The sequence below is a fragment of the Paramesorhizobium leguminum genome (assembly GCF_003217235.1).
Taxonomy (GTDB): Bacteria; Pseudomonadota; Alphaproteobacteria; order Rhizobiales; family Rhizobiaceae; genus Paramesorhizobium; species Paramesorhizobium leguminum.
Genome location: NZ_QJTF01000020.1, coordinates 1 through 24,772 on the forward strand (window position 1 = coordinate 1; position 24,772 = coordinate 24,772).

Here is a 24,772-nt window from a genome sequence, read left to right on the forward strand (position 1 = left end):
CAGTCCCATCTGCTCATCTCCCGGCCGATCAAACGCGCGGGGAGTGTGACATCCTTACTTTGCAGAAACAGGACACTTCAACTTTGCGGCTACATGCCATAGTCACGTAATCTATCTTATGGAACTGTTCGGTCGCGGGTCGGCATCCCGTCAGGCAGGCAGGCCCGGCGCCCAGCCTTTTGCAGCGAGCTCAAACCCCGAGAATTCGAAGCCGGGTGCGACGGTGCAGCCTACCAGCGTCCAGTCTCCCAGACTCTCGGCCGCCTGCCATGCATGGGCCGGCACCAAAGCTTGCGGACGCTCTCCTTCCGGAATATTCGGTCCCAGCATGATGCGTTCCACAGGCCCGTTGTCGCTGCGAGCGATCTCCAGCCTGAGCGGGCTTCCTGCATAATAATGCCAAACCTCGACCGCATCGACGCGATGCCAATGTGAGCGTTCGCCGCGCGCGAGCAAATAATAGATCCCTGTCGATGCAGCGCGCCCGGCAGCGGGTGCATCGCGGTAAGTTTCGAGAAAATGGCCACCTTCCGGATGCGGCTGGAGACCAAGTGCACGGACGATTTCATTTGCTGAAGTTTTCATGGTTATTGACCTGTCAAACTTGTTTTTAGAGTAGCCGCCCCGGCCTCGGTTAGCGCCCTTAAGCTGCCAATCATACGGTATTGATGGGCTGTTCAGCCGGCAGGCTTCAATGCCGCATCGCGATGGTGGCTGCCGCGCCGGCCATGAAAGCGGCGGCGGTCCGGTTCAGCCTTTTCAAAGCGCGGGGCGCTTGCAGCAACAGGCGCGCCTTTGCCGCCAGCATGAGATAAGGCACCAGCACCACCAGCAGGACAATGATCGTGCAAACCGCCAGAACGCCGTAATCGAACAAGGTTATGTGCTGCAGGTCGACGAGCGTCGGCGTGAGCGCGAGATAAAAAATCATGGTCTTCGGGTTGCCAAGCGTCACCAGCAAGCCGGCAAGAAAGCTGGAAAATGCCCCGCCACTCGCCTTTTTCGCCTCGATCTTTTCAGCTGTAATTCCCGATGTCCAGAACGTCCATGCAAGCCATGCGAGATAAGCTACGCCCATCCATTTGAGAATGAGAAAAGCGGTGCCAAAGGCTTGCGCAAGCAAGGCAAGCCCTGAAACCGTGGCGGTCAAATAGGTGAGGTCGCCGATAACCAGGCCGAATGCCATGAAAAGAGATGAGCGAAAGCCGGAGCCGAGGGCGCGCGCAACGAGGGCTGTCACGCCAGGCCCCGGTATAGCGGCGGCAACAGCCAGCGCGCCGCTATAGGCAACAAAACCTGCAAGGTTCATCCTTCATTCCCCCACTGCATCTTACAGCTTCGCTGGACCACAGGAGCCTGATCGAAACGGCTTGTATGGATACTCCTCCCTCTACCAAAACCCGCTGTCGATGCGAAGCAAAACTTTGGCCGGCTAGCGCGGCGGCGCAACCAGCGGCTCTTCTTTCGAAAATTGGGAGAGTGACGGTTTGGCCGCAGCCATACGATGTGTTAGCATCCAGCAATAGCCGGGAAGAGCTGACCCCACGCACGGCTTCGCGGGACGGGCATGGGGCCAGCCACCCCGCAACCTTGTGGCTTTGGGGGTACATAACTATACAATTTTCACCATGGACGCACAATCGGCCCCATATTCGGGCTTTAAAGCGTAGTTAAAATAATAGAAGCGCTAGTAAAATATAATATAAATTCATAGTTTCCCGAAAAAGGGAGTGTAAAATGATAGCAGTATATAAGCAAATTAGTAGTATAGTTGACCAGTGGACCGACAATTTACCGTTCCAAGCGGATTTCCCAAAGCAGCGCCGGAGTATTGTTGATAATACTTATTTGCAGTTCTTTATGGCGTTAACGACGCTAGGCTTTACAGAAGGTGAAATAGAAACGGCAACCGGCGGTCTCTACAATCTGATCGAGAGGCGCCTTGATGCGATCTATCGTTCCGGGATCGTCATTTTGAAGAGAGACGTGAATGCCATCACACAGGACGGCTGATTTTCGCTCGATCCCTGATCGATGGTGTAAACACGGGCCAAGGTTCCGTTTAGCTCGCGCTTGTCGCCACCCACCGATGCCACTCATCGGCGCTGCCGTGGAAGGCGTTGAGGTCGATCCGGCCATCCACGCCATGCGACAGGCCCGAGCCGGAATATTGCCAGAATAGCCATTTCCGGCCCGGATAGACCTTGGAGGGGTGCTCGGCCACGGCGCGAAGCCAGAACGGATGATTGGGGAACTCGCCTCTCAGATTGTCGCGGTAGAAATCCGGCGCGGTGTAGATAACAGGACGCTGGCCGTAATGGCGCTCCAGCCTGTCCATGAAGACCTGCATCTTCTCAAGCACCCGCTTGCGCGATATGCGCTGGCTGCAGCGGGATTCGCCGTTCCATTCGACATCGATAACTGGCGGCAGCGCGCCCTCGACCTTCGGCACGTTGCGGATGAACCAGTCGGCCTGCTCGCCGGCGGTGCGGCACCAATAGAAGAAGTGATAGGCGCCGCGCTTCAACCCCGCCTCGTGCGCCTTGCGCCAGTTCGTCTTGAACATCGGATCGAGATGGTCGCCGCCATCGGTCGCCTTGATATAGGCGAAATTCGCGCCCTGCGAACGCAGCTTTTCCCAGTCGATGTCGCCCTGCCAGCGCGAGACATCGACGCCGTGCACGGCGAGCGCCTTGGGCGACGATGCCCGGCCGAAATTGATCGGCTTTGCATCGCGGAAGCGACGGCTATAGATACGGCTGCGCTCGGATGCCGTCCCCGACGGCTTTGCCGGCACAACAAAGGATGCAGGCTCCGCCTTGAGCTTGCGCGGGGGCATCCTGACCGGAGGCGCGGGCATGACGGGAGCGGCAACCGGCGTCACCAACGCCATTTCTTGCGGCGGTGCTTCGACTGGCGTGGACGGACGAACTTCCGCGGGCGGCGCCACGTTCATCGGCGGGGTGATGGAGCTTGTCGTCTCGAGCGAAGGCCGCGCCAGAAGCTCGTCGACATCCGAACCCGTGGATGTGCAACCTGCCAAACCCATGCAGAGGAGCACAACGACCGACGTCTTCGAGAAACGCATGGTTACCTTTACGCAAATAACAAATGAGACCCACGGGAGAGGCCGAAACGCTGGCCCCTTCATCAGTCATTGCTAAAGGCAAATTCCCAATAAAGATTGAATCGAATTTTAACTTTTTGGATTGCCCCTCACCCGCCTGCCGGCACCTTTTCCCCGCACGCGGGGAATCGCCAAGCGCCTCCGTGGTTCGAGGCTCATTCCGCTTCGCTCCATTCACACCTCACCATGAGGCTACTGCGGCGTTACGGTCCCGTCATCCTCATGGTGAGGTGCGGAGCGAAGCAGAGCCTCGAACCACGGGGGTGAAGGGCGTACAGTTGTTTCCGTAAATATGAAATGCTCTATGCCCCCTCGCCCCGCTTGCGGGAAGAGGGTAAGGGTAAGGGGCAATCCGGCGCGTCCACATTCATTCCCCTCCCCCCCGCATGAAACCACATCCGTTTCATCTGCGTGTTACATCCGACTTCTAAGACTTGGAAACGCTCTAAAGCATGTGCAGCCAAGGGGAGCCTGGCGTCGCACAATGCGCCACGATGGAGTGGGGGCATTTTTTAAGTTGAGGATAGCCAGATGAACGAACTCGTTTCACAGCAAGCCCTGTTCAAGACAAGCCAGCTGGAGGAAGCGGATAGCGCGCCGCGCAACCCGACCGACAATCCGACCATGGGAGAGATCATAACCAAGCGCTTTTCGCGCCGCGGCTTTCTCCAGGGCTCGCTTGCGGTGTCGGCCATTGCCATGACGGTGAGCCCGCTGGCGCTCATCGCGGCGGATGATGCCAAGGCCGCCGGCAACGGTTCCGCCTTCTCCTTCAAGGAAGTGGAAGCGGGCGTCGATGCCAAGCACCATGTCGCGGAAGGCTACGATGCCGATGTGCTGCTGCGCTGGGGCGATCCGCTTTTCCCCGATGCGCCTGCCTTCGACCCCACCAGGCAGACCGCCGAGGGGCAGGCAAAGCAGTTCGGCTACAACAATGATTATGTCGGCTATATCCCGCTCGAGGGCTCCCCGACCCACGGCCTGCTCGTGGTCAACCACGAATACACCAACCCGCACCTGATGTTCCCCGGCCTCGTCACCGTCGCCGACGGCAAGATCAAGCAGAACCCGCTTTCGAAAGAGCAGGTCGATGTCGAGATGGCCGCTCATGGCGGCACCATCGTCGAGATCAACAAGGTGGACGGCAAGTGGAAGCCGGTACTCGATGGCCGCTACAATCGCCGCATCACCTCCAATACCGAGATGAAACTGTCCGGCCCCGCCGCCGGTCACGACCGTCTCAAGACCAAGGCCGACGCGACGGGCACCAAGGTGTTCGGCACCATCAACAATTGCGCCGGCGGCGTCACGCCATGGCACACCTACATCATGGCCGAGGAGAACATTCACGGCTATTTCAGCGGCGAGCTGCCGGCTGACCACCCCGAAGCCGCCAATTACAAGCGCTTGGGCATTCCCGAAAGCTCTTACGAATGGGCGAACTATTACGACCGCTTCGACATCTCCAAGGAGCCGAACGAGCCCAATCGTTTTGGCTGGGTGGTCGAGGTCGATGCGCTCGATCCCAATTCGGTGCCGAAGAAGCGCACCGCGCTCGGACGCGTCAAGCATGAGGGCGCGGAATCGATCGTCAACAAGGACGGCCGCGTCGTCTTCTATCTCGGTGACGACGAGCGTTTCGACTATGTCTACAAGTTCGTCACGGCGGGCAAGTTTAACGCCGACGATCGCGCGGCCAATATGGACCTGCTCGATGAGGGCACGCTCTATGTCGCCAAGTTCTCCGAGGACGGCACCGTCGAGTGGATGCCGCTCGTCTTTGGCCAGGGACCGCTGACCGCCGCAAACGGCTTCCAGAGCCAGGCGGACGTGCTGATCGAAACCCGCCGTTCCGCCGACCTTCTCGGCGCGACCAAGATGGACCGTCCGGAAGACGTGCAGCCCAACGGCGTGACCGGCAAGGTCTATGTCATGCTGACCAACAACACCAAACGCACCGACGAGCAGGTCGACGCCGCCAACCCGCGCGCCAAGAATGCCTTCGGCCATATCATCGAGATCGCGGAGGCCGATGGCGATTTCGCGGCGACCAAGGGCACGTGGGAAGTGCTGCTGAAATGCGGCGATCCCTCCGTTGCCGATGTCGGCGCGACCTTCTCGACCGAGACGACCAAGAACGGCTGGTTCGGCATGCCGGACAATTGCGCGGTCGATTCCGCCGGGCGTCTCTGGGTTTCCACCGACGGCAACAGCAACAAGGCGACCGGGCGCACCGACGGCCTCTGGGCCGTTGACACGCAAGGCGAAGCCCGCGCGACGTCAAAACTGTTCTTCCGCGTGCCGGTTGGAGCCGAGATGTGCGGCCCGCTGTTTACGCCCGATGACGAGACGGCCTTCGTCGCCGTGCAGCATCCCGCCGATGGTGGCGAGGATTGGGATGGCCACGGCCGCCCGTCCTATTACGAGGACCTCTCCACCCGCTGGCCGGACTTCCGCAACGACATGCCGACACGCCCGTCGGTGGTTGCGATTACGAAGCAGGGCGGCGGGAAGATCGCGGTTTAAGGCTTAGCTCCCTCCTTCCCCCTTGCGGGGAAGGTGCCCGCGGAGCGGGCGGATGGGGGTGGTAAAGGCCGCGCGCTGCGATTGCATGTTGGAGTTCAACCGTCACCACCCCCACCCGGCCCTTCGGGCCACCCTCCCCGCAAGGGGGAGGGAAAGGGGCGCTACTACTCCGCCGCCTGAGCCGCAGGCTTTTGCCGCGCATCCAGTACCGCCCGGATCTCAGCCCGGCATGAGCCGCAATTGGTTCCGGCCTTGAGGCGAACGCCAACCTCCTCAACCGAGCCGCAGCCGCCATCGATGACCGCCACGATCTGGTTGACGCCGACCGAAAAGCACGAGCAGACGATCGCGCCGATATCCGGCTGATCCGCCCCGGGCCGCCCGGCCATGATCGCGATGCGGCTGCGCGGTTGCGCGTGGACGATGCCGAGCTGGGAAACCGCCCATGTCCGCGAGACGGCCACGGGCCCGCGCGCGGCGTAAAAGGCGAGCACAAGCCGTTCCCCATCAAAAAAGGCGATGCGGCTGTTGCCGCTCTCCCGGTCGAAATAGGCAAGCGCCGAAAGCGTGTCCGGGAGTTGCCATGTCTCCCGGCACCATGCTTCCCAGTTTGCCGGCTTTGCCGCAAAGGCGCATTCCATGCGGAATCCATGCTCGACCTTCGCCAAGGCGAAATACTCCGCATGTTGTGGCAAGGGCCGGTTCGCCGAAACCGCGAAGCCATAATATTCCGCCTTGTAAGGCTCCACCGATACCGCCACATTTTTCAATGCCGGCTGACCGGAAACCGGGTCAGTCACCGGGGGCACCAGCGCATCCACCCGCCCATTGGACGCGTATTGGTCCGTCCAGTGTATCGGCACGAAAACCGAACCGCGCGGTTGCCGTGAGGTGATCAGCGCCCGGACGAGCACCTTGCCATGGGGACTGGTTATCTGGACAAGCGTGGCATCGGCAATGCCCAGCGCTGCGGCATCATCAGGGTTGATCTCGGCGAATGGTTCGGCGAGATGGCTTGAGAGCCGGGCGCTTTTGCCGGTGCGGGTCATGGTGTGCCACTGGTCGCGAATCCGTCCAGTATTGAGTACCGACGGGTACGCCAGGTTGACGCGCTCCGTCGCCATGGATTCTACCGCGATGAAACGGGCCTTGCGGTCGGGGTGGTAGAAGTTGCCGTTGGCGAAGAAGCGGATGGCGCTCGCTTTCCCTCCCCCTTGCGGGGAGGGTGTCCGCGCTAGCGGACGGGTGGGGGTGGTGAAGGATAGAGCACAATCGTCACCACCCCCATCCGCCCGCTCCGCGGGCACCTTTCCCGCAAGGGGGAAGGAGGGCGCTGGCCATTGGAATGGTTTCAGCACGTCATAATCCGTAGGAGAAATCCCCGCATACCCCCCAATATCGAAATCGCGGTCGCCCCCATTCTCGAAAGCCGACAACGCCGCATGTTCGGCAAAAATCTCCGCCGGGTTCTCAAACGCAAACGCCGCCCCAAACCCCATACGCCTCGCCACATCGCAGATAATGCGCCAGTCGGCGCGTGCCTCGCCGGGGTGGGCCAAGAACTGCCGTTGGCGCGAAATCCGGCGTTCGGAATTGGTGACCGTGCCGTCCTTTTCCCCCCAGCCCGCCGCCGGCAACAGCACATGCGCATATTGGGTGGTGTCCGTCTCGCGCATGATATCGGAAACGACGACGAACGGGCAGTTGCGGATCGCATCGGCCACGCTATCGGCATCGGGCATGGAGACCACCGGATTGGTGCCCATGATCCAGAGCGCCTTGATCCGCCCATCGGCCACGGCCTTGAACATGTCGACCGCCTTGAGGCCGGGCTTTGCAGCAATCACCGGCGCATTCCAGAAGCGCTGCACCCGCTCGCGATGCGTCGGGTTCTCGATTTCCATATGGGCGGCGAGCATATTGGCGAGGCCCCCCACCTCGCGCCCGCCCATGGCATTCGGCTGGCCGGTGAGCGAAAACGGCCCCATGCCGGGACGTCCGATGCGCCCGGTCGCCAGATGGCAATTGATGATGGCGTTGACTTTGTCCGTGCCCGAAGAGGACTGGTTTACCCCTTGGCTATAGCAGGTTACCACCCTCTGCGTGCCCTCGAACACCCTGTAAAATGCCTCGATATCCCCCTGCGAAAGCCCGGTCAGGGATATAATATCCGCCTCGCTCGTGCGCGCTGCCGCGAGAGCCTCCGCAAATCCGTTGGTGTGCTCGCGGATAAAATCATCATCCAGCGCCGGGCTTTTTGCCAGATGCGCCAGCAGCCCGTTGAACAGCGCCACATCCCCATCCGGCCGGACAGCCAGATGCATATCGGCGATATCACAGGTCATGGTTCGGCGCGGATCGATGACCACGATCTTCATCGCGGGCCGCTTCTCCTTGGCGCTCGCGATCCGCTGATAGAGAACCGGATGGCACCAGGCGAGATTGGAGCCGGTCAGGATGATCAGATCGGCCTCTTCCAGATCCTCATAGACGCCCGGCACCGTATCAGAGCCGAAGGCGCGCCGGTGACCGGCCACCGAGGAAGCCATGCAGAGCCGCGAATTGGTGTCGATATTGGCCGAGCCGATGAAGCCTTTCATCAGCTTGTTGGCGACGTAATAATCCTCGGTCAGAAGCTGGCCGGAGACATAGAAGGCGACAGAATCCGGTCCGTGCTCGGCAATCGTCTCGGAGAATTTCCGCGCCACGAGATCGAGCGCCTCATCCCAGCTGACTTGCCCCTCACCCTTACCCTCTCCCCGCACGCGGGGAGAGGGGGGCCTAAATGTTGCTGCCACCTCTTTTGAGCCAGGAGCGAGGCTGGAGATATGGGTAGTAACGCCGCTGTACCCCTCTCCCCGTTCTTTACGGGGAGAGGGTAAGGGTGAGGGGCGAATTTCCGGAAAAAGCAACCGCCCGTCGAGGTCAATGGTCTCCGCCAGCGCCGATCCCTTGGAACAGAGCCGCCCGAAATTGGCCGGATGGTCCGGGTCGCCCCTGACACTCACGCCGCCGTCATCCGCCACCGAGGCAATAACGCCGCAGCCGACGCCGCAATAGGGGCAGGTGGTCTTGGTCTCTGCCGCCATCATTCCGCCGCCGCAAGCATCAGGTTTTCGAGCGCGATGGAGAGCTTGCCGCCCTCGTTGCGCACGGGAATCGTCCGCACCGCGCCCTCGTCCGCGCCCAGAGCCTTGCCGGTTTCCAGCGAGATCACCCAATTGTGCAGCGGGCAGGTGACGGCGCGGCCGTGGACGATGCCCTGGCTGAGCGGGCCGCCCTTGTGCGGGCAGTGGTCCTCGATGGCGAAGACATCGTTTTCCGCCGTGCGAAACACCGCGATCTTGCCTTGCGGCGTCTTCACGCAGCGCGCGCCGCGCAGCGGAATATCCGAGAGATCGCCGATTTCGATCCAGTTCATATCCATATCCCTCACTCCGCGGCTTGTTTTCTTAGCCGCATGATCTTGTCCGAAAACCGGCATCCACTTTTCGGGATCATGCTCCAGCATACTCCACCGTCGCCATCGGCTTGAACTCGTGCTTGTCCTTGCCAGAGACGCGCTCGGACCAAGGGTCTACCTGGGCGAATTTCTGGGAGAAGACGAAGCGGTCGTAGAAGGCCTTGCGCCGCTCCTTGTCGTCCAGAACCTGGCGGCGGATTTCGTCGTGGCCGACGCGCTTGGCCCATTTGTAGATGCGCTCCAGATACCGGGCCTGCTCGCGATACATCTGGGTGAGCGCGACGATCACCTCCAGCGCCTCATCTTCCGTCCCGACCAGCCCAAGCTTGTCGGTGCCCTTGATATCTAGCCCCGCCGCGCCTGCGAAATGGATCTCGAAACCGGAATCGACGCAGATGACGCCGATGTCCTTGCAGGTCGCCTCCGCGCAATTGCGCGGGCAGCCGGAGACTGCGAGCTTCAGCTTTGCCGGTGTCCACGAACCCCACATGAACTTCTCGATGCGGATGCCTAGGCCGGTGGAATCCTGCGTGCCGAAGCGGCACCAGTCGGAGCCGACGCAGGTCTTCACCGTGCGCAGGCCCTTGGCATAGGCCTGCCCTGAGACGAAGCCGGCCTGCCCCAGATCGGCCCAGACGGCGGGCAAATCCTCCTTCTCGATGCCGAGCAGATCGATGCGCTGCCCGCCCGTCACCTTGACCAGCGGCACGTTGAACTTGTCGACCACATCGGCAATGGCGCGCAGTTCTTTAGCGTTCGTTACACCACCCCACATGCGCGGCACGACCGAATAGGTGCCGTCCTTCTGGATGTTGGCATGGACGCGCTCGTTGATGTAGCGCGACTGGTAATCATCGGCATATTCATCCGGCCAGTCGCAGACGAGATAATAATTGAGCGCCGGGCGGCACTTTGCGCAGCCGCAGGAGGTCTTCCATTCCAGCTCCTGCATGACAGCAGGAATGGTCTTCAGCCCCTTTGCCTTGATCAGCCGGCGCACATCGTCATGGCCCAAATCGGTGCAGGTGCACATCGGCGTGACGGCGGCGGGGTTGTAGCTGTCGCCCAGCGTCAGCTTCATCAGCTGCTCGACGAGGCCCGTGCACGAGCCGCACGACGCCGATGCCTTGGTATGCGCCCGCACGTCATCGAGCGAGGTCAGGCCCTTTTCGGTGATCGTGCCGACGATCTTGCTCTTGCATACGCCGTTGCAGCCGCAGATTTCCGCATCATCCGGCAAGGCTGCAACGGCCGCCATAGGGTCCAGGGGGGAGCCCCCCTGATAGGCCTGGCCGAAGATAAGCGTTTCGCGCATGTCCGAGACATCGGTCCCCTTGCGCAGCATGTCGAAGAACCAGGCGCCATCGCCGGTCTCGCCGTAAAGCACGGCGCCGAGGATGCGGTTCTCCTTCAGCACCAGCCGCTTGTAGATGCCGGCGCTGGCATCGCGCAGCACGATCTCCTGCCGGTCCTCGCCATCGGCGAAATCGCCGGCGGAATAGAGGCTGACGCCGGTCACTTTCAGCTGCGTCGCCGTCTCGACGGGGCGGAAGGCGGCGTCCTGCTTGAGCAGCGTCTTCGCCGCCACCTTGGCCATGTCGTAGAGCGGCGCGACGAGGCCGTAGCAGATGCGCTCGTGCTCGACGCACTCGCCAACCGCAAGAATATCAGGGTCGGAGGAGACCATCTGGTCGTTGACGACGATGCCGCGCTCCACATAGAGCCCGGCATCGGTGGCGACGCGCACCTCCGGGCGAATGCCCACGGCCATGACGACGATATCCGCCGGGTAGACGGTGCCGTCATCAAGCCCCACCGCTTCCACGCGATCCTTGCCAAGGATCGCCGTGGTCTGCGCCTTGCAGTGGACTTTGATGCCGCGGCTCTCCAGTTCCTTCTGCAGCAGGTAGCCCGCCGCCGGGTCGAGCTGGCGCTCCATCAGATGGCCCATGAGATGGAGAACGACCACCTCCATGCCGCGCAGGCGCAGCGCCGCCGCCGCCTCAAGGCCCAGCAGGCCACCGCCGATCACCACCGCCTTGGCGTTTGGCTTGCCAGCCGCCGCCACCATGGCATCGACGTCATCAAGGTCGCGGAAGGCGCGCACGCCGGGCAGGTCCTTGCCCGCGATGGGGATGATGAACGGCGCGGAGCCGGTCGCCACCACCAGCTTGTCGTAGGGCGTCGCGCCCTTGGCGGTGAAGATCACCTTCTCCTTGCGGTCGATCTTCGTCACCGTCTCGCCAAAGCGGCAGGTGACCCCGTGCGAGGCATACCAATCGGCATCGTGGGTGACGATCTGCTCGTAGGTCTTTTCACCCGCCAGCACCGGCGACAGCATGATGCGGTTGTAATTGCCGCGCGGCTCGGATCCGAAGAGCGTGACGTCGAAGGCGCCGGGGGACGCCTCGAAGAGATGTTCGAGCATGCGGCCCGAAGCCATGCCTGCACCGATGATGACGAGTTTTTGAGCCATATTCTGTTTCCTCGAGAATTAAGCCGCCACCGCTGAACCGGTGTGTTGTTGGCGTTGCAGTTGCTTGACCGACAAATGCATCCAGATGAGGGACGCCGCGACGATTGCGAACAGCAGCATGAAGCAGCTGGACCAAAGGCCGGTCATGTCCTTGAGAAGGCCGAAGACGATCGGCAGGATGAAGCCGCCGAGGCCGCCCATCATGCCGACAATGCCGCCGACCGCGCCGATGCTGTCAGGATAATAGGCCGGGATGTGCTTGTAGACCGCAGCCTTGCCCAGGCTCATGACGAAGCCGAGCACGAAGATGACGGCAATGAAGACAACGGGCGAAATGCTGGCCGCCGGAAGCGACAGGATGAGAGTCGCCACCGCCGACACGGCGAACATGGCGTACATGACGCTGCGCGCGCCCTTTTTATCCGACAGCATGCCGCCGAAGGCGCGGAAGATGCTGCCCGGAATCGAATAGGCGGCGGCGATCATGCCTGCCACTCCGAGGTCGAAGCCGTAGACGCCGACCAGATAGCGCGGCAGCCAGAGCGACAGGGCGACGAAGCCGCCGAAGGCGAAGAAATAATAGAGCGAGAAGCGCCAGACCTGAACATTCTTGAGCGGCGCGAATTCTTGGCGGAGCGTCTTTGGCGCGACGCGGCTGGAGCGGCGCTCGCGAAACGCCGGATCGTCTGATGTCGTGAACCAGAAGATGATACCCGTTGCCGCGAGCGCGAGCGCCCAGATTTCCGCGACGGCCTGCCATCCCCATGCGATCAGCACAAAGGGGGCGACGAATTTCGTCACGGCGGCGCCGACATTGCCCGCGCCGAAAATGCCGAGCGCGGTTCCCTGCTTCGAGGGCGGGAAGAACGGCGCGACATAGGCAACGCCGACGGCAAAGGACCCGCCCGCGAGGCCGACTCCGAGCCCGGCAATCAGCATCTGGGTGTAGGTCGTGGCATAGGAAAGCAGGAAGGTCGCCACCGCCGCGGTCAGCATGGTGAGCGTGTAGAGCAGACGGCCGCCGTAGCGGTTCGTCCATATGCCAAGCACGATCCGGATCACCGACCCGGTCAATATCGGCGTGCCCACCAGCAAGCCGAATTGCGCTTCGGTCAGGCCGAGATCCTGTTTGATGCGAACACCGATGATCGCGAAAATCGTCCAGACCGCGAAGCAGACCGTGAAGGCGAACGTCGAAATCCACAATGCCTTGGCCGGTTCGCCGGCTGATACCGGCTCTCTTGTCTCAAAATTGGTCATGCGTGGTTCCCCTCTGTTGGCGGAATTTGGGCATAAAAAAACGTCGCTAAGGAGTTCGCGTCCGGGGAATGGGAGGATTCCCGCACGGACTTGAAAAACCTTGCGACGTCATTGTCCTTGGCCCGAACGCACCATCCGCGTCCGGTTTCGCCCTGATCGCCATTGATCGGGGCATTGATAAGAGAAGCAAGCCGCGTGCCAATTCGAGAGCGGCTTGATAAGTGCTTGATTTTTCTGGAAAGGTTCTAAGGAAAGGTGATTTTGCTTATAAAATATGCGGTGAATTTATCGGCTTATTTTTAGGCAGATGGTTCCGGGACGCTGTTTGCTGCCGATTCATTGAGCAGGTGCAGCATGAGCGTTTTGCCGCCAACGCTGGCGGGCCAGCATACCCCCCTCTGCCCTGCCGGGCATCTCCCCCTCAAGGGGGGAGATTGGCTGGCACGACGCTCGGCCCTCATCATCAGACATATGCGATTGGTGCCGAACGTTGATGAAGGCATAATCTCCCCCCGTGAGGGGGAGATGGCTGGCAAGCCAGAGGGGGGTATGTCTCGCGATTCCATTAAACCATGAACCGTTCCAGGCGCCCCCCTTTGCCCTGCCGGGCATCTCCAACGAACCTAGATTTCTTGATATTGCGCACCGGTCGGCGGCACCGCCTTAACCGCAAAGCCCTCGACATATTCCTCGATCATCGACCGGTCGAAGACATGCCCGTCGATGAAGCCATCGCCCGGCTCCGCGCCCTCGACGCGGAAATCCTCGGCCTCTTCCGGGCCGCCCAATACCTGGCGGTAAAGATCGGGCCGGTAGGCCGATGCCGCGGCCTCGATGCCAGACCTGGAGAACGTGGCCTGCCCCCAGCGGATCATCTGGCTATAGGTCCACAAGGCATGGCTTGGGCGCGGATAATTGGCGTATCCTGAATGGAAGACGAAATAGTCTTTAACGACCCGCTGCCTGCCTTGCGGATCAATGGTGAACGCGCCGGCAAGGACGCGGCGGATGATATCGACCGGCACCGCCACATAGCGGGCGTCGGCGAGCGCCTCCGCAAGCGCCGCGCGATTTTCCGGCTGGTCGCACCAGCGCGCGGCGGCATCGAGCGCGACGAGCAGTCGCGCCACGGTTTCCGGATGGGCCTCCGCCCATTGCGGCCGCATGCCCAGCACCTTTTCCGGCGCGGAGGGCCATATGTCCTGCTTGGTGGCGACGATCTGGCCGACGCCGCGCTCCGAGGCTACCATGTTCCACGGCGCGCCGACGCAGAAGCCGTCGATTGCCCCTGCCGCCAGCGCATCTGATGTCATGGGCGGCGGCACCACGACGAGCCGGACATCGCTGTCCGGATTGATGCCACCGGCGGCGAGCCAGTAGCGGAATTCGTAATTGTGGGAGGAAAAGGGATAGGTCATGCCGAAGGTCGGCAGCGGCTCGCCGTTTTCCTTCATCAGGTGGATGACCCGCGCCAGGGCGCGCGCATTTTCCAGCGCGTCTTCCGGATCGGCGAGACCGCCCTCCTCCCGCATCCGGCCATAGAGCTTCGTTGAAAGCGTGATGGCGTTGCCGCCGCGACCGAGCGAAAATGGCGCGATGGTCGGGGACGGGTTGGACCCGAGCCCGAGCATGGACGCAACCGGCATCGGCGCGAGCATATGCGCGACGTCGAATTGGCGAAAGGCGAGCCTGTCGCGGACATTGGCCCAGGAAACATCCTTGACCAGATCGAGCGTTATGCCCTCCTTGCGGGCAAACCCGAATTCAGCCGCCGCGACCAGCACCGCGCTGTCTACCAGCGGGATGAAGCCGGCGCGTACCGTCCGCGCACCCTCGCTGGCGATCCGGCTTGGTGTGGACAAGGCCTTATTCGTCTCCGGCAAAGTCATGTCATTCATCCCGATACTTTCCCAGCGCTGAAAGCCCCTCACCCTTACCCTCTCCCCGTGAAATACGGGGAGAGGGGGGCGTTAGGCGTCGCATTTATCCTTACCCCCTGCGCCTGGCAGAAGAGAAAGCGAAACCATCTATGTCCCCCTCTCCCCGTATTTCACGGGGAGAGGGTAAGGGTGAGGGGCAATCCACTCCATATCCGCTCATCGCACAAGCAATCCGGCGGCGGTGACGACGCTTTGGGCGATTTCGGCGAGCTTCTTCTTTTCGTTCATGGCGGTCTGGCGCAGCAGCGCGAAAGCCTCCTCCTCCGAAAGCCCGCGCATCCGCATCAAGATGCCCTTGGCGCGCTCGACGATCTTTCGCTCCTCCAGCGCCGATTTCGCATCGGCCAGCTCACGCTGGAGGCGGCTGAAGGCATTGAAGCGGCTGACAGCGACGTCGAGGATAGGCTTGACGCGCTCCTTCTTCAGCCCATCGACAATGTAGGCCGAAACCCCCGCGTCCATCGCTGCCTCGATCGAGGCCGAATCGGCGCGGTCGACGAACATGGCGATGGGGCGGCTCACCGTGCGGGTCAGCTGGAAGAGATGCTCCATCATGTCGCGATTCGGATTTTCGATATCGATGACGATGACATCCGGCTGCAGCGTCTCGATGATGCGCGCCACCCCCTGCACTTCGTGGATGACCGTCACTTGCGCATGCCCGGCCTCGCGCAATCCTTCCTCGATAATCGAGGCCCGGATGGCGTTTTCGTCGATCACCAGAATGGTCAGGTCACGATGCATCATGGCGCATTCATGCCGCAGCGCATATGTTTTCGCAACGCAATATCGCCAAAACAAATTGCAATTTTCCGTATGCCTATTTCGCAGGCAATATGCTCGTTTGTAGACGTGCCAGGAATTCCAGGGCCCGCGACAGGACAAGCTTGCCGGCATCGTTATCGAGATCGAACTGGTGTTCGTGCTGCAAGGGCGGCTTGTAATTCTCGGGGAAGAACAGGCTGTCGACCGGAACATGCTTGGCGGTGAGCGCCTTTACGAGTTCGACCGATTGCGGCAGCAGCGGGTCGGCATTGCCGGCGGAAATGAAGGCCGGCGGGAAATCGGAGGTCACATAATGGACGACCGAAGCCGGGGCAAAGCGTGGATCCCCAGCGTAGTCCCTGACGCCGGTATACGACCAAAGCACCGACTTCAGGAAGAAGCGGAATGGGCCGTTCATGTGGACGAGCGAAAGATCGTAGGCGCCGCAAAACAGCATCACGGCGCGCAATTGCGAACGTTCCAGCGCGGGCTTGATGCCCGTGGTGGCGGCGTAATCGGGTACGCTGACGATATTGGCGACTTGCGCCGCGATCTGCGCCCCGGCGGAATCGCCGGCCAGCACGAAGCGCGATGGATCGATATGGAATTTTCTAGCGTTTTTCACGAGATAGCCAAGGGCCGCATTCACCTGGCGCACGGGAACGGGATAGGTCTTGCCGGGCGCTATGGAATATCCCACGGAGATCACGGTATAGCCCTTGGCGGCGAGAATGCGCGCATAGGGCGCGACGGTCTCCTTGCTCCCCGATATCCACCCGCCGCCATGCACCCAGACGACGGTCGTCAGCTCCTTGTCCGTGCCTTCAATGGAAGTGGGATAATACACGTCCAGCAATGCATCGCTGTCGTGGGGCTCATATTGCAGGTTGTGCTGAACGGCGACGCCGGGAGGAACATGTTTTTCCATCGCACGCGACAAGCGCGCATCCTGCGCATTGAGCATATAGCGCAGAAGCAAGGCCCCCGGCCATGGGCTGAGCTGAAAGGCGGCATAGACGATTCCTGCAAAGAGGATGGCAATGCCGCCTGCCCAGAGGAACCGTGTCATGTCAGCACCTGCCGCCATTGCCGAATAGGCCATGATGCGCGGCGGCGGTTACCGGTTCATTAAACCACGCGGGTGCGGATTTCGCCTAGTCCATCGATGCCGCCATCGATGATGTCGCCGCGCTTGACCGCGCCGACGCCGGCCGGCGTGCCGGCAAAAATCAGGTCGCCCGGCTGAAGCGTGAAGAGCCGGGAGAGATAGGCGATCATTTCCGGCACCTTCCAGATCATTTGCGCCAGGTCGCCGCTCTGGCGCGGCTCGCCGTTCACCTTGGCCCAGATCGCGCCTTTTGCCGGATGGCCGACTTGCGCGGCGGGGATGAGCGGCGTGCAAGGCGCCGACGCCTCGAATGCCTTGCCGGTTTCCCATGGGCGGCCCAGCTTCTTGGCCTCGCCCTGCAAATCGCGCCGCGTCATATCGAGGCCGACGGCATAGCCATAGACATGCTCCAGCGCGTTTTCGACCGGGATATTTATGCCGCCCTTGTCCAGCGCCACAACGAGCTCGATCTCATGATGCACGTCATTGGTCTCGGACGGATAGGGAAAATCCTCCCCTGAAAGCACGATCGTATCCGGGTTCTTCTGGAAAAAGAATGGCGGCTCGCGGTTCGGATCATGGCCCATCTCGATGGCGTGGTCGGCGAAATTGCGCCCGACGCAATAAATGCGGTGGATCGGAAACAGCGCGTCGCTGCCCACGACAGGCAGCGTGGGCCGCAGCAGCGGCGCGAAGAGATATTCTCGGTGATGCACGGGTCTGGCCTCTTTACTTGCGAATGTCGGGCAATCTTTAGAACCATAAATGACCGGATGGAAGCATTCTTGGAAGAGACCGGCTCAAATGCAATCGGCCCGAGAACCAGAGGTTCCGGGCCGATGCATAATCATAAACTCCAAAGACCGGAATTATTTGTTCTTGTTGTAGACGTCGAACACCACGGCGAACAGCAGCACCAGTCCCTTGATCACCTGCTGCCAGTCGACATTGATGCCCATGATCGACATGCCGTTGTTCATGACGCCCATGATGGCGGCGCCGATGACGGCTCCCAGTACCTGTCCGACGCCGCCCATGGCGGACGCGCCGCCGACGAACACCGCCGCGATAACGTCGAGTTCGGCGCCCAGGCCCGCCTTCGGCGTCGCCGTGGTGAGGCGCGAAGCGATAATCAAGCCCGCCAGCGCGGCCAGAACGCCCATATTGACGAAGGTGAGGAAGGTTAGCCGGTCGGTGCGGATGCCGGAGAGTTTCGCCGCTTTCTCATTACCGCCCATGGCATAAATCCTGCGGCCGATAATGGTGTGCTTGGTGACGAACGCGAAAAGCCCGATCAGCACCGCCATGACAATGAGCACGTTGGGCAAGCCCTTGTAGGTCGCCAGCAGATAGCACAGCCACAGGGCAATGCCGCCCATGATGATATTCTTGGCCGCGAAGAGCGCAAAAGGCTCGGAATCATAGCCGTTCTGCTCGCGCTTGATACGGTTGCGCGCGCTCGACCAGACTACGCAGCCGACAAGCGCGATGCCGATCAGCATGGTCGTCATGTGAATGCCGTAGCCGGGAAAGAAGTCCGGAATGAAGCCGTTGGAAAGCAACTGGAACTGCGGCGGAAGCGGGCCGATCGACCGGTTGCCCAGAAGCGCCTGCATGAGGCCCCTGAATACCAGCATGCCCGCGAGCGTGACGATGAAGGATGGTATCTTGTGATAGGCGACCCAATAGCCCTGCGCCGCGCCGATGACGCCGCCCATGATGAGGCAGACGATAATCGCCGGGACGACGGGGACACCCCATTGCACCATCATCATCGCCGACAGAGCGCCGATGAAGCCGGCGACCGACCCGACCGACAGGTCGATATGCCCCGCCACGATCACCAGGAGCATGCCGAGCGCCATGATGATGATATAGCTGTTCTGCAGCACCAGATTGGTGAGGTTCAGCGGGCGGAATAGCGTGCCATCCGTCGTGTACTGGAAGAACAGCATGATCAGGATCAGTGCCGCAACCAGCCCGAAGTCGCGGAAATTGGCGTATGCGGACAGCGACTGCTTGGGCTGCGCCGGTTTCGTTTCGGCAGATGCGATATCACTCATAGTTCTTAGACCCTTCCCTCAGCGCGGATGATCGTTCGCATGATCTTTTCCTGGCTGGCTTCGCTGGCTGGCATTTCTCCGACGAGGCGGCCCTCATTCATCACGTAAATGCGGTCGCATATGCCGAGAAGTTCCGGCATTTCCGACGATATCACCAGAATGCCCTTCCCTTCGTTCGCCAGTTTGTTGATGATTTCATAAATCTCATATTTCGCGCCGACATCGATGCCGCGCGTCGGCTCGTCGAGGATGAGAAGCTCAGGCCCCGCGAACAGCCATTTCGAGAGCACGACCTTCTGCTGGTTCCCGCCGGAGAGATTGCCGGTTACCTGATAGACGTTCGACGAACGGATCTTGGTCATGTTGCGATAATCGTTGGCGACCTTCAATTCGGCGAAATCATCGATGACGCCACCGTTCGACACGCCTTTGAGATTGGCAAGCGTCACATTGTGCTTGATGTGGTCGATCAGGTTGAGACCGTAGGTCTTGCGGTCCTCCGTCGCATAGGCGATGCCGTTCTGGACAGCCTTGCTGACCGTGGACACATCGACCTTGCGGCCATGGAGAAAGACCTCGCCGCTGATCTTGCGCCCGTAAGATTTGCCGAAGACGCTCATGGCAAATTCGGTGCGCCCCGCGCCCATCAGCCCGGCAATGCCGACAATCTCGCCCGCGCGGACATTGAGATTGATGCCCTTGATCATCTGGCGGTCGGGATGGTGCTGGTTATAGACGACCCAGTCCTTCACCTCGAACAGGTTCTCGCCGATCTTTGGCGTCCGCTTCGGATAGCGGTCCGACAATTCGCGGCCAACCATGGCGGTAACGATGCGTTCGTCGCTGATGTCGTCCTTTTCGAGCGTCTCGACCGTCGTGCCGTCGCGCAACACGGTGATGCGGTCGGCGACTTTCTCCACCTCGTTGAGCTTGTGGGAAATCAGAATCGAGGAAATGCCCTGCGCCTTGAACTCCAGGAGCAGCTCCAGCAGCGCGTCGCTGTCCTTCTCGTTCAGGCTCGCCGTCGGCTCATCGAGGATGAGCAGCTTCACTTCCTTGGAGAGCGCCTTGGCGATCTCGATCATCTGCTGCTTGCCGACACCCAGATTGGTGATCAGCGTCTGCGGGTCTTCATTGAGCCCGACCTTCTTCAGAAGCTCGCGCGTCCGCTTCTCAGCGACGTGCCAATCGATGATGCCGTATTTCGCCTGCTCATTGCCGAGAAAAAGATTCTCGGTAATCGAAAGCAGCGGAACGAGCGCCAGCTCCTGGTGAATGATGATGATGCCGAGGCGTTCGCTGTCCTGAATGCCGCGAAACCGCTGTTCCTCGCCATTATAGACGATCTGGCCTTCATAGCTGCCATGGGGATAGACGCCGCTCAACACCTTCATCAGGGTCGATTTGCCGGCGCCGTTTTCTCCAACCACGGCATGAATCTCGCCCCTGGCTACGGCAAGATTGACGTTATCCAGAGCCTTCACACCGGGAAAGCTCTTGGAGATATTCCGCATTTCAAGGATCGTGTCCATCCTGACCCACACCCGCATGTAATCAGCCGCCTTCACACCGGCCGTTCAGGCGGGCGATGAAGCGGCAGGAAGGGCCCCGGATCAAATCCGAGGCCCAGCATCCTGATCCTTACTGGATCTGGTCTTCCTTGTAGTAACCGGAACCGATCAGAACGTCTTTCCAGTTCTGCTTGGTCACCAGAACAGGCTTCAGCAGATAGGCCGGAACCACCTTGACGCCATTGTTGTAGGTCTTGGTGTCGTTGATCTCAGGCTGCTTGCCGGTCTCGATCGCGTCGATCATGTTGGCCGTAACCTTGGCCAACTCACGCGTATCCTTGAACACGGTCGAGTACTGCTCGCCTGCGATGATCGACTTGACGGACGGAACTTCCGCATCCTGGCCCGAGACGAACGGGAACGGCTGGTCCTTGGTGCCGTAGCCTACGCCACGCAGCGAGGAGAGGATGCCGATGGAGATGCCGTCATAAGGCGACAGCACGGCATTGACCTTCTTGTCGGTGTAATAGGCCGAAAGCAGGTTATCCATGCGGGCCTGCGCGGTCGCGCCATCCCAGCGCAGCGTGCCGACCTTGTCCATGCCGGTTTGGCCGGACTGGACGACGAGCTTGCCGCTGTCGATGTAGGGCTGGAGAACCGACATTGCGCCGTCATAGAAGAAGAAGGCGTTGTTGTCGTCAGGCGAGCCGCCGAACAGCTCGATGTTGAACGGGCCCTTCGCATCCGGCAGACCGAGCGCGTCGACCAGCGACTTCGCCTGGAGCACGCCGACCTGGAAATTGTCGAACGTCGTGTAATAATCGACATTCGGCGTGTCGCGGATCAGGCGATCGTAAGCGATGACCTTGATGCCGGCGTCATGGGCCTGCTGCAGGGCGGAGGAGAGCGTGGTGCCGTCGATCGCGGCGACGACGAGAACCTTCACACCCTTGGTGATCATGTTCTCGATCTGCGACAGCTGGTTCGGGATATCATCCTCGGCATATTGCAGGTCGGTCTTGTAACCGCGGTCCTGCAGCACCTTCACCATGTTGTCGCCATCGGCGATCCAGCGCGCCGACGATTTGGTCGGCATCGAGATGCCGATCGTCCCCTTCTCCTGCGCAAGAACGGGGGTAGCCCCCATCCAGGCGACAGAAAGAAGCGCCACCAAAGCAGTCTTGAGTATTTTCACGGGTATCCTCCCAGTTGATGATCGCATTTCAGCCGCACCCGCCTCAAGCCGCAACCGGATGGTTTTAGCTGGAGAACAGGGACGACCGATCCCACCCAAATCCGGTTATTGGCAAATCCCTTCCCTTCGGCCCTGAATACAGGACCGAACGCGATAAGCGCTCAGGGAAAATGTCGCCGCCTCCCGGATTTAAATTATATGATATGATTTTTTAAAACGGCTCGTTTGTCAACTGAAATGGAGATGCCGGTATGTTCATTCCACCAAAACTGGCAATGACAGACATTCCTCAACCTATTTTCCCGCCACATCGATACTGGTTTTCGCTAAGATTTTTCAAGGTTCTTACGGCACATTTGCCGTGGAGAAAACGCCTCTCGTGAACAATGACGCAAAAATGAAAGGCCGTTACTCAAACGAGCCTTCCCGCTCTTGCCTTTCAACGAAGCTGGGGAAAACTTGTCGGGTGAGACAAAGCGAGCATGTGCCGAAGGCGTTAAACCGCCATTCTGCGGGAAAAGGTGGAAGGCCCTTGCATATGAAGAGTGAAACAGATAGCCGCAGGCCGGAAGGCCAGATAATGCAAGAGAATGACCGCCCGACACTGAAAACCATCGCCTTCATGGCGGGGCTTGGCGTCACAACCGTTTCCCGCGCGCTGAAAGATGCGCCGGAAATCGGCATAGAGACCCGCAAGCGTGTCCAGTTGATCGCGCGGCAGGTGGGGTATCGGCCCAACCGCGCCGGGGTTCGGTTGCGCACCGGCAAGACCAATGTCATCGCCCTCGTCCTCAACACGCAGGACGAGATCATGGGCTTCACCTCCCATGTCGTGCATGGCGTTTCCGAGGTGCTGGCGGAAACCCAGTATCATTTGATCGTCACGCCCTATTCTCATTCCCGGGACCCCATGGAGCCGATCCGCTATATCGTCGAGACGGGGTCGGCGGACGGCATCATCTTTTCCCGCATGGAGCCGGATGACGCCCGCGTGCGCTATCTGACCGAGCACAATGTACCCTTCGCTACCCATGGCCGAACCGACATGGGCATCGAGCATCCGTTTCATGATTTCGATAATTACAGTTTCGCGCGGGATGTCGCCATGCGATTGGCGGAGCGCGGGCGCAAGCGGCTGGCGATCGTGACGCCACCCGCCCACCTGACCTATTACCGGCACATGGTGAAAGGCTTTTTCGATGGTGTGCGGACAAGCGGCGGCACCGGAACCATATTGCCGGGGGTCGATATCGATACGCCGCTCGAACTGTTGCGACGGCAGGTGGAAGCGGTCATGCGACATGCCGACCATCCTGATGGGATCATATGTGGTTCCAGCGCGGCCACGATCGCAACCGTGACCGGGCTGGAATCGGCGGGGCTTCGCTTGGGGCTAGATGTCGATGTTGCCTCGAAACAGTCTTTCGATATCCTGCCCTGGTTCCGGCCGGAACTCATCGTCGTCAATGAAAGCTTCCAGCTGGCCGGCCGCAAGCTGGCCGAGGCCGTGCTTGCCCGAATCGCCGGCGTCGATCCGGGCAAGCTGCAGAGCATCGGCTGATTAGCCTTCACCCTCCGCCCTTCGAGGCTCGCTGCGCTCGCACCTCAGGATGAGGGTGAAGGCAACAGCGCTCCAGTAGCCCTCATGGTGAGGTGCGAATGGAGCGCAGCGGAATGAGCCTCGAACCACGAGGGCGCTTGGCGGCAATCCATTGAATAGGAAAACCAAAATCCGGTCCTACTCGCTCCCCGAAGCCGCCCCCATATCCATCCAGACCGGCTCGAAGACATGGCCGTCGGGGTCCGCGAATGTGCGGCCATACATGAAACCTAATTCCTGCGGCTCACGAAGGTCTATCTTGCCGCCGCCCGCCGCCGCCGCCTCGGTGATGCTGTCCACCGCTTCACGGCTGTCGCATGAAAGAGCGATCAGCATGGCGACCGTCTCGTGTGAATTGGCGATCGGCTTGGTGACGAATGTCTCGAAGTAATCCTGCCTCAAGAGCATAAAAGTGATCGTATCCGACCAGACCATCGACGATGCTTTCTCATCGCTGAACTGTTCGTTCTTCGCGCAACCGATCGCCTCGTAGAAGTGGGTTGCCGCGGCGACATCCTTCACGGGCAGATTCAAGAAGATCATCTTGGGCATTGCGGTTCTCCTTTTGGGTTTAGGTATAGTTGATGGATTTTACAGGTTCTGCTGCATGATCGTGTCGCATGGATGAATGCACACGAGTTCGAGCCGCTCAGCACCGATATTCTCGAAGCGATGCGGAACATTGGCGACGGCAACAACGATATCTCCCGCATAAGCGCGCGTTTTGTCGCCGCCCACGGTAAACTCGGCCTCGCCTTTCCTGACGATCCAGGTCTCTGAATAGGGATGCATATGCAGGGACGATCCTCGGCCCGGCTCGGCATCGACCAGGAAAAATGACACCGGCCCGCCGAGATCGCGCCCTTCGAAACGAACCGTGCGACCTTGGCCGGGATGCGGCTTCTGATGACGATGGATCTTGAACATGCTGAACCTCCTTTTCGCGCTGCGGGCTTGAACTATCTCGACGAGAAGATATATCGCTGAAAATTCTCTTCTCGTCAAGATATATCTCTTCGCGTCGAGATATCTTTCCGAACCGAACCGTGACGTGTATGTTTCGCGTGGCAAATCGATTGCTTGAGGAAAAGAATGACGAACGGGACCGACGAGAACAAAGATCGCACCGATGGCGACCATGTCGACCGGCTGCGCCGGCAATGGGCACGCGAACTGCCCGATCTCGATACCGAACCGATGACGATCCTGGGGCGGGCCTTTAGGCTAACGAACCTTGTGCGCCCCAGTATCGAGGAAACCTTCGCCGGCTTCGGACTCGATCGCGGCGAATTCGACGTGATCGCGACCTTGCGGCGTTCCGGGCCGCCATATCGCCTGACGCCGACGGAGATGTATTCCTCGCTGATGATTTCCTCCGGCGGACTCACTCACCGGCTTGACCGGTTGGAGAAAGCCGGGCTGATCCGCCGCGAGAAGGCATTGCATGACGGACGCAGCGTTCTGGTGGCTTTGACCGAAGCCGGCAAGACGCTTGCGGAAGAGGCTTTCCGCGCGGACATGGCAAGTGAGGCCCGTTTCCTGCAAGCGCTGGACGGACAAGAGCGCGAAGCGCTCGCCGGGCTTCTGGGAAAATTGATAGCAGGAATTGAGATTGAATTGGCGCCCGCGAGGCGGGAAACCTAGGGTCTGTCAGGCCTCTGAAGCGCTGATAAGAGAAGGCGCTTGGTCCTGCCGTCATTCTCGGGCTTGTCCCGAGAATCTGCCATCAGGAAAAGAT

General features: G+C 60.5%; 19 protein-coding genes and 2 pseudogenes. 4 read left to right on the forward strand and 17 right to left on the reverse strand.

All coding sequences use genetic code 11. The features are described 5' to 3' along the window. Nucleotides 1-150: 150 nt before the first annotated feature. Both C7477_RS14845 and C7477_RS14850 read right to left on the reverse strand, forming a co-directional pair. Nucleotides 151-585, reverse strand: a complete 435-nt coding sequence (locus C7477_RS14845; RefSeq protein ID WP_110753575.1) for a cupin domain-containing protein — start codon at nt 583-585, stop codon at nt 151-153. A gap of 106 nt (nt 586-691) precedes the next feature. Further along, the gene (locus C7477_RS14850; protein WP_110753577.1) at nt 692-1,309 is read right to left on the reverse strand and encodes a LysE family translocator; all 618 of its coding nucleotides are present in this window, start codon (nt 1,307-1,309) and stop codon (nt 692-694) included. Between the two features lie 428 nt (nt 1,310-1,737). On the opposite strand from C7477_RS14850, the gene C7477_RS14855 reads away from it, so the two are divergent. Continuing rightward, on the forward strand, nt 1,738-2,013 hold the full coding sequence (locus C7477_RS14855) for a hypothetical protein (RefSeq protein WP_110753579.1): 276 nt from the start codon (nt 1,738-1,740) through the stop codon (nt 2,011-2,013). Nucleotides 2,014-2,062: 49 nt separating this feature from the next. Here the strand turns inward: C7477_RS14855 and C7477_RS14860 are convergent, their stop codons facing one another. Next, nucleotides 2,063-3,088: a glycoside hydrolase family 25 protein gene (locus C7477_RS14860; protein WP_110753581.1), complete on the reverse strand. Its 1,026-nt coding sequence runs from the start codon at nt 3,086-3,088 to the stop codon at nt 2,063-2,065. 570 nt (nt 3,089-3,658) lie between these two features. On the opposite strand from C7477_RS14860, the gene C7477_RS14865 reads away from it, so the two are divergent. Beyond that, complete coding sequence (locus C7477_RS14865; protein WP_110753583.1) at nt 3,659-5,653, forward strand: PhoX family protein; 1,995 nt, start codon at nt 3,659-3,661, stop codon at nt 5,651-5,653. Nucleotides 5,654-5,817: 164 nt separating this feature from the next. Here C7477_RS14865 and C7477_RS19010 read toward each other — a convergent pair. The 12 genes and pseudogenes from C7477_RS19010 to chvE all read right to left on the reverse strand — a co-directional run. Beyond that, nucleotides 5,818-8,385 (reverse strand): annotated as a pseudogene (locus tag C7477_RS19010) (nitrate reductase); the annotation flags it as partial. Nucleotides 8,386-8,547: 162 nt separating this feature from the next. Beyond that, nucleotides 8,548-8,742: pseudogene (locus C7477_RS19540) on the reverse strand (hypothetical protein); the annotation flags it as partial. Next, nucleotides 8,742-9,080 carry a nitrite reductase small subunit NirD gene (nirD, locus tag C7477_RS14880; protein ID WP_110753661.1) on the reverse strand — a complete coding sequence of 113 codons (339 nt, stop codon included), beginning with the start codon at nt 9,078-9,080 and terminating at the stop codon, nt 8,742-8,744. The pseudogene C7477_RS19540 and the gene nirD, both read right to left, overlap by 1 nt. A gap of 70 nt (nt 9,081-9,150) precedes the next feature. After that, a complete protein-coding gene (gene nirB, locus C7477_RS14885) occupies nt 9,151-11,592 on the reverse strand; it encodes a nitrite reductase large subunit NirB (protein WP_110753585.1) in 2,442 nt (813 codons plus the stop codon). An 18-nt stretch (nt 11,593-11,610) separates the two neighbouring features. Next, nucleotides 11,611-12,852 carry an MFS transporter gene (locus tag C7477_RS14890; RefSeq protein WP_110753587.1) on the reverse strand — a complete coding sequence of 414 codons (1,242 nt, stop codon included), beginning with the start codon at nt 12,850-12,852 and terminating at the stop codon, nt 11,611-11,613. Between the two features lie 623 nt (nt 12,853-13,475). Beyond that, on the reverse strand, nt 13,476-14,750 hold the full coding sequence (locus tag C7477_RS14900) for a CmpA/NrtA family ABC transporter substrate-binding protein (RefSeq protein WP_245411854.1): 1,275 nt from the start codon (nt 14,748-14,750) through the stop codon (nt 13,476-13,478). A 198-nt stretch (nt 14,751-14,948) separates the two neighbouring features. Further along, complete coding sequence (locus tag C7477_RS14905; protein WP_110753663.1) at nt 14,949-15,539, reverse strand: ANTAR domain-containing response regulator; 591 nt, start codon at nt 15,537-15,539, stop codon at nt 14,949-14,951. Between the two features lie 73 nt (nt 15,540-15,612). Continuing rightward, nucleotides 15,613-16,626 (reverse strand): alpha/beta hydrolase, encoded by a 1,014-nt coding sequence (locus tag C7477_RS14910; protein ID WP_110753664.1) that lies wholly within the window; start codon nt 16,624-16,626, stop codon nt 15,613-15,615. 59 nt (nt 16,627-16,685) lie between these two features. Continuing rightward, nucleotides 16,686-17,381 (reverse strand): fumarylacetoacetate hydrolase family protein, encoded by a 696-nt coding sequence (locus C7477_RS14915; RefSeq protein ID WP_110753591.1) that lies wholly within the window; start codon nt 17,379-17,381, stop codon nt 16,686-16,688. 153 nt (nt 17,382-17,534) lie between these two features. Continuing rightward, the gene (mmsB, locus tag C7477_RS14920; RefSeq protein WP_110753593.1) at nt 17,535-18,728 is read right to left on the reverse strand and encodes a multiple monosaccharide ABC transporter permease; all 1,194 of its coding nucleotides are present in this window, start codon (nt 18,726-18,728) and stop codon (nt 17,535-17,537) included. A 5-nt stretch (nt 18,729-18,733) separates the two neighbouring features. After that, nucleotides 18,734-20,260, reverse strand: a complete 1,527-nt coding sequence (gene mmsA / locus C7477_RS14925; RefSeq protein WP_110753595.1) for a multiple monosaccharide ABC transporter ATP-binding protein — start codon at nt 20,258-20,260, stop codon at nt 18,734-18,736. A 109-nt stretch (nt 20,261-20,369) separates the two neighbouring features. After that, nucleotides 20,370-21,386 (reverse strand): multiple monosaccharide ABC transporter substrate-binding protein, encoded by a 1,017-nt coding sequence (gene chvE, locus C7477_RS14930; RefSeq protein ID WP_281032550.1) that lies wholly within the window; start codon nt 21,384-21,386, stop codon nt 20,370-20,372. A 628-nt stretch (nt 21,387-22,014) separates the two neighbouring features. Here chvE and C7477_RS14935 point away from each other — a divergent pair. Continuing rightward, nucleotides 22,015-22,995 carry a LacI family transcriptional regulator gene (locus tag C7477_RS14935; protein ID WP_245411855.1) on the forward strand — a complete coding sequence of 327 codons (981 nt, stop codon included), beginning with the start codon at nt 22,015-22,017 and terminating at the stop codon, nt 22,993-22,995. Between the two features lie 177 nt (nt 22,996-23,172). On the opposite strand, the gene C7477_RS14940 is transcribed toward C7477_RS14935, so the two are convergent. Further along, nucleotides 23,173-23,586, reverse strand: a complete 414-nt coding sequence (locus C7477_RS14940; protein ID WP_110753601.1) for a VOC family protein — start codon at nt 23,584-23,586, stop codon at nt 23,173-23,175. A 39-nt stretch (nt 23,587-23,625) separates the two neighbouring features. After that, nucleotides 23,626-23,961 (reverse strand): cupin domain-containing protein, encoded by a 336-nt coding sequence (locus C7477_RS14945; RefSeq protein WP_110753603.1) that lies wholly within the window; start codon nt 23,959-23,961, stop codon nt 23,626-23,628. Between the two features lie 165 nt (nt 23,962-24,126). On the opposite strand from C7477_RS14945, the gene C7477_RS14950 reads away from it, so the two are divergent. Beyond that, nucleotides 24,127-24,678: a MarR family winged helix-turn-helix transcriptional regulator gene (locus C7477_RS14950; RefSeq protein ID WP_110753605.1), complete on the forward strand. Its 552-nt coding sequence runs from the start codon at nt 24,127-24,129 to the stop codon at nt 24,676-24,678. Nucleotides 24,679-24,772 lie beyond the last annotated feature (94 nt).

Excerpts from the sequence above, each read along its gene's own strand:
- C7477_RS14865 (WP_110753583.1), top strand. The coding sequence starts at position 3,659 with ATGAACGAACTCGTTTCACAGCAAGCCCTGTTCAAGACAAGCCAGCTG.
- C7477_RS14905 (WP_110753663.1), bottom strand. The coding sequence starts at position 15,539 with ATGATGCATCGTGACCTGACCATTCTGGTGATCGACGAAAACGCCATC.
- C7477_RS14940 (WP_110753601.1), bottom strand. The coding sequence starts at position 23,586 with ATGCCCAAGATGATCTTCTTGAATCTGCCCGTGAAGGATGTCGCCGCG.
- C7477_RS14900 (WP_245411854.1), bottom strand. The coding sequence starts at position 14,750 with ATGAATGACATGACTTTGCCGGAGACGAATAAGGCCTTGTCCACACCA.
- C7477_RS14945 (WP_110753603.1), bottom strand. The coding sequence starts at position 23,961 with ATGTTCAAGATCCATCGTCATCAGAAGCCGCATCCCGGCCAAGGTCGC.
- nirD (WP_110753661.1), bottom strand. The coding sequence starts at position 9,080 with ATGGATATGAACTGGATCGAAATCGGCGATCTCTCGGATATTCCGCTG.
- C7477_RS14860 (WP_110753581.1), bottom strand. The coding sequence starts at position 3,088 with ATGCGTTTCTCGAAGACGTCGGTCGTTGTGCTCCTCTGCATGGGTTTG.
- C7477_RS14855 (WP_110753579.1), top strand. The coding sequence starts at position 1,738 with ATGATAGCAGTATATAAGCAAATTAGTAGTATAGTTGACCAGTGGACC.
- C7477_RS14950 (WP_110753605.1), top strand. The coding sequence starts at position 24,127 with ATGACGAACGGGACCGACGAGAACAAAGATCGCACCGATGGCGACCAT.
- C7477_RS14890 (WP_110753587.1), bottom strand. The coding sequence starts at position 12,852 with ATGACCAATTTTGAGACAAGAGAGCCGGTATCAGCCGGCGAACCGGCC.
- C7477_RS14910 (WP_110753664.1), bottom strand. The coding sequence starts at position 16,626 with ATGACACGGTTCCTCTGGGCAGGCGGCATTGCCATCCTCTTTGCAGGA.
- chvE (WP_281032550.1), bottom strand. The coding sequence starts at position 21,386 with ATGGGGGCTACCCCCGTTCTTGCGCAGGAGAAGGGGACGATCGGCATC.
- nirB (WP_110753585.1), bottom strand. The coding sequence starts at position 11,592 with ATGGCTCAAAAACTCGTCATCATCGGTGCAGGCATGGCTTCGGGCCGC.
- mmsA (WP_110753595.1), bottom strand. The coding sequence starts at position 20,260 with ATGGACACGATCCTTGAAATGCGGAATATCTCCAAGAGCTTTCCCGGT.
- mmsB (WP_110753593.1), bottom strand. The coding sequence starts at position 18,728 with ATGAGTGATATCGCATCTGCCGAAACGAAACCGGCGCAGCCCAAGCAG.
- C7477_RS14850 (WP_110753577.1), bottom strand. The coding sequence starts at position 1,309 with ATGAACCTTGCAGGTTTTGTTGCCTATAGCGGCGCGCTGGCTGTTGCC.
- C7477_RS14845 (WP_110753575.1), bottom strand. The coding sequence starts at position 585 with ATGAAAACTTCAGCAAATGAAATCGTCCGTGCACTTGGTCTCCAGCCG.
- C7477_RS14935 (WP_245411855.1), top strand. The coding sequence starts at position 22,015 with ATGCAAGAGAATGACCGCCCGACACTGAAAACCATCGCCTTCATGGCG.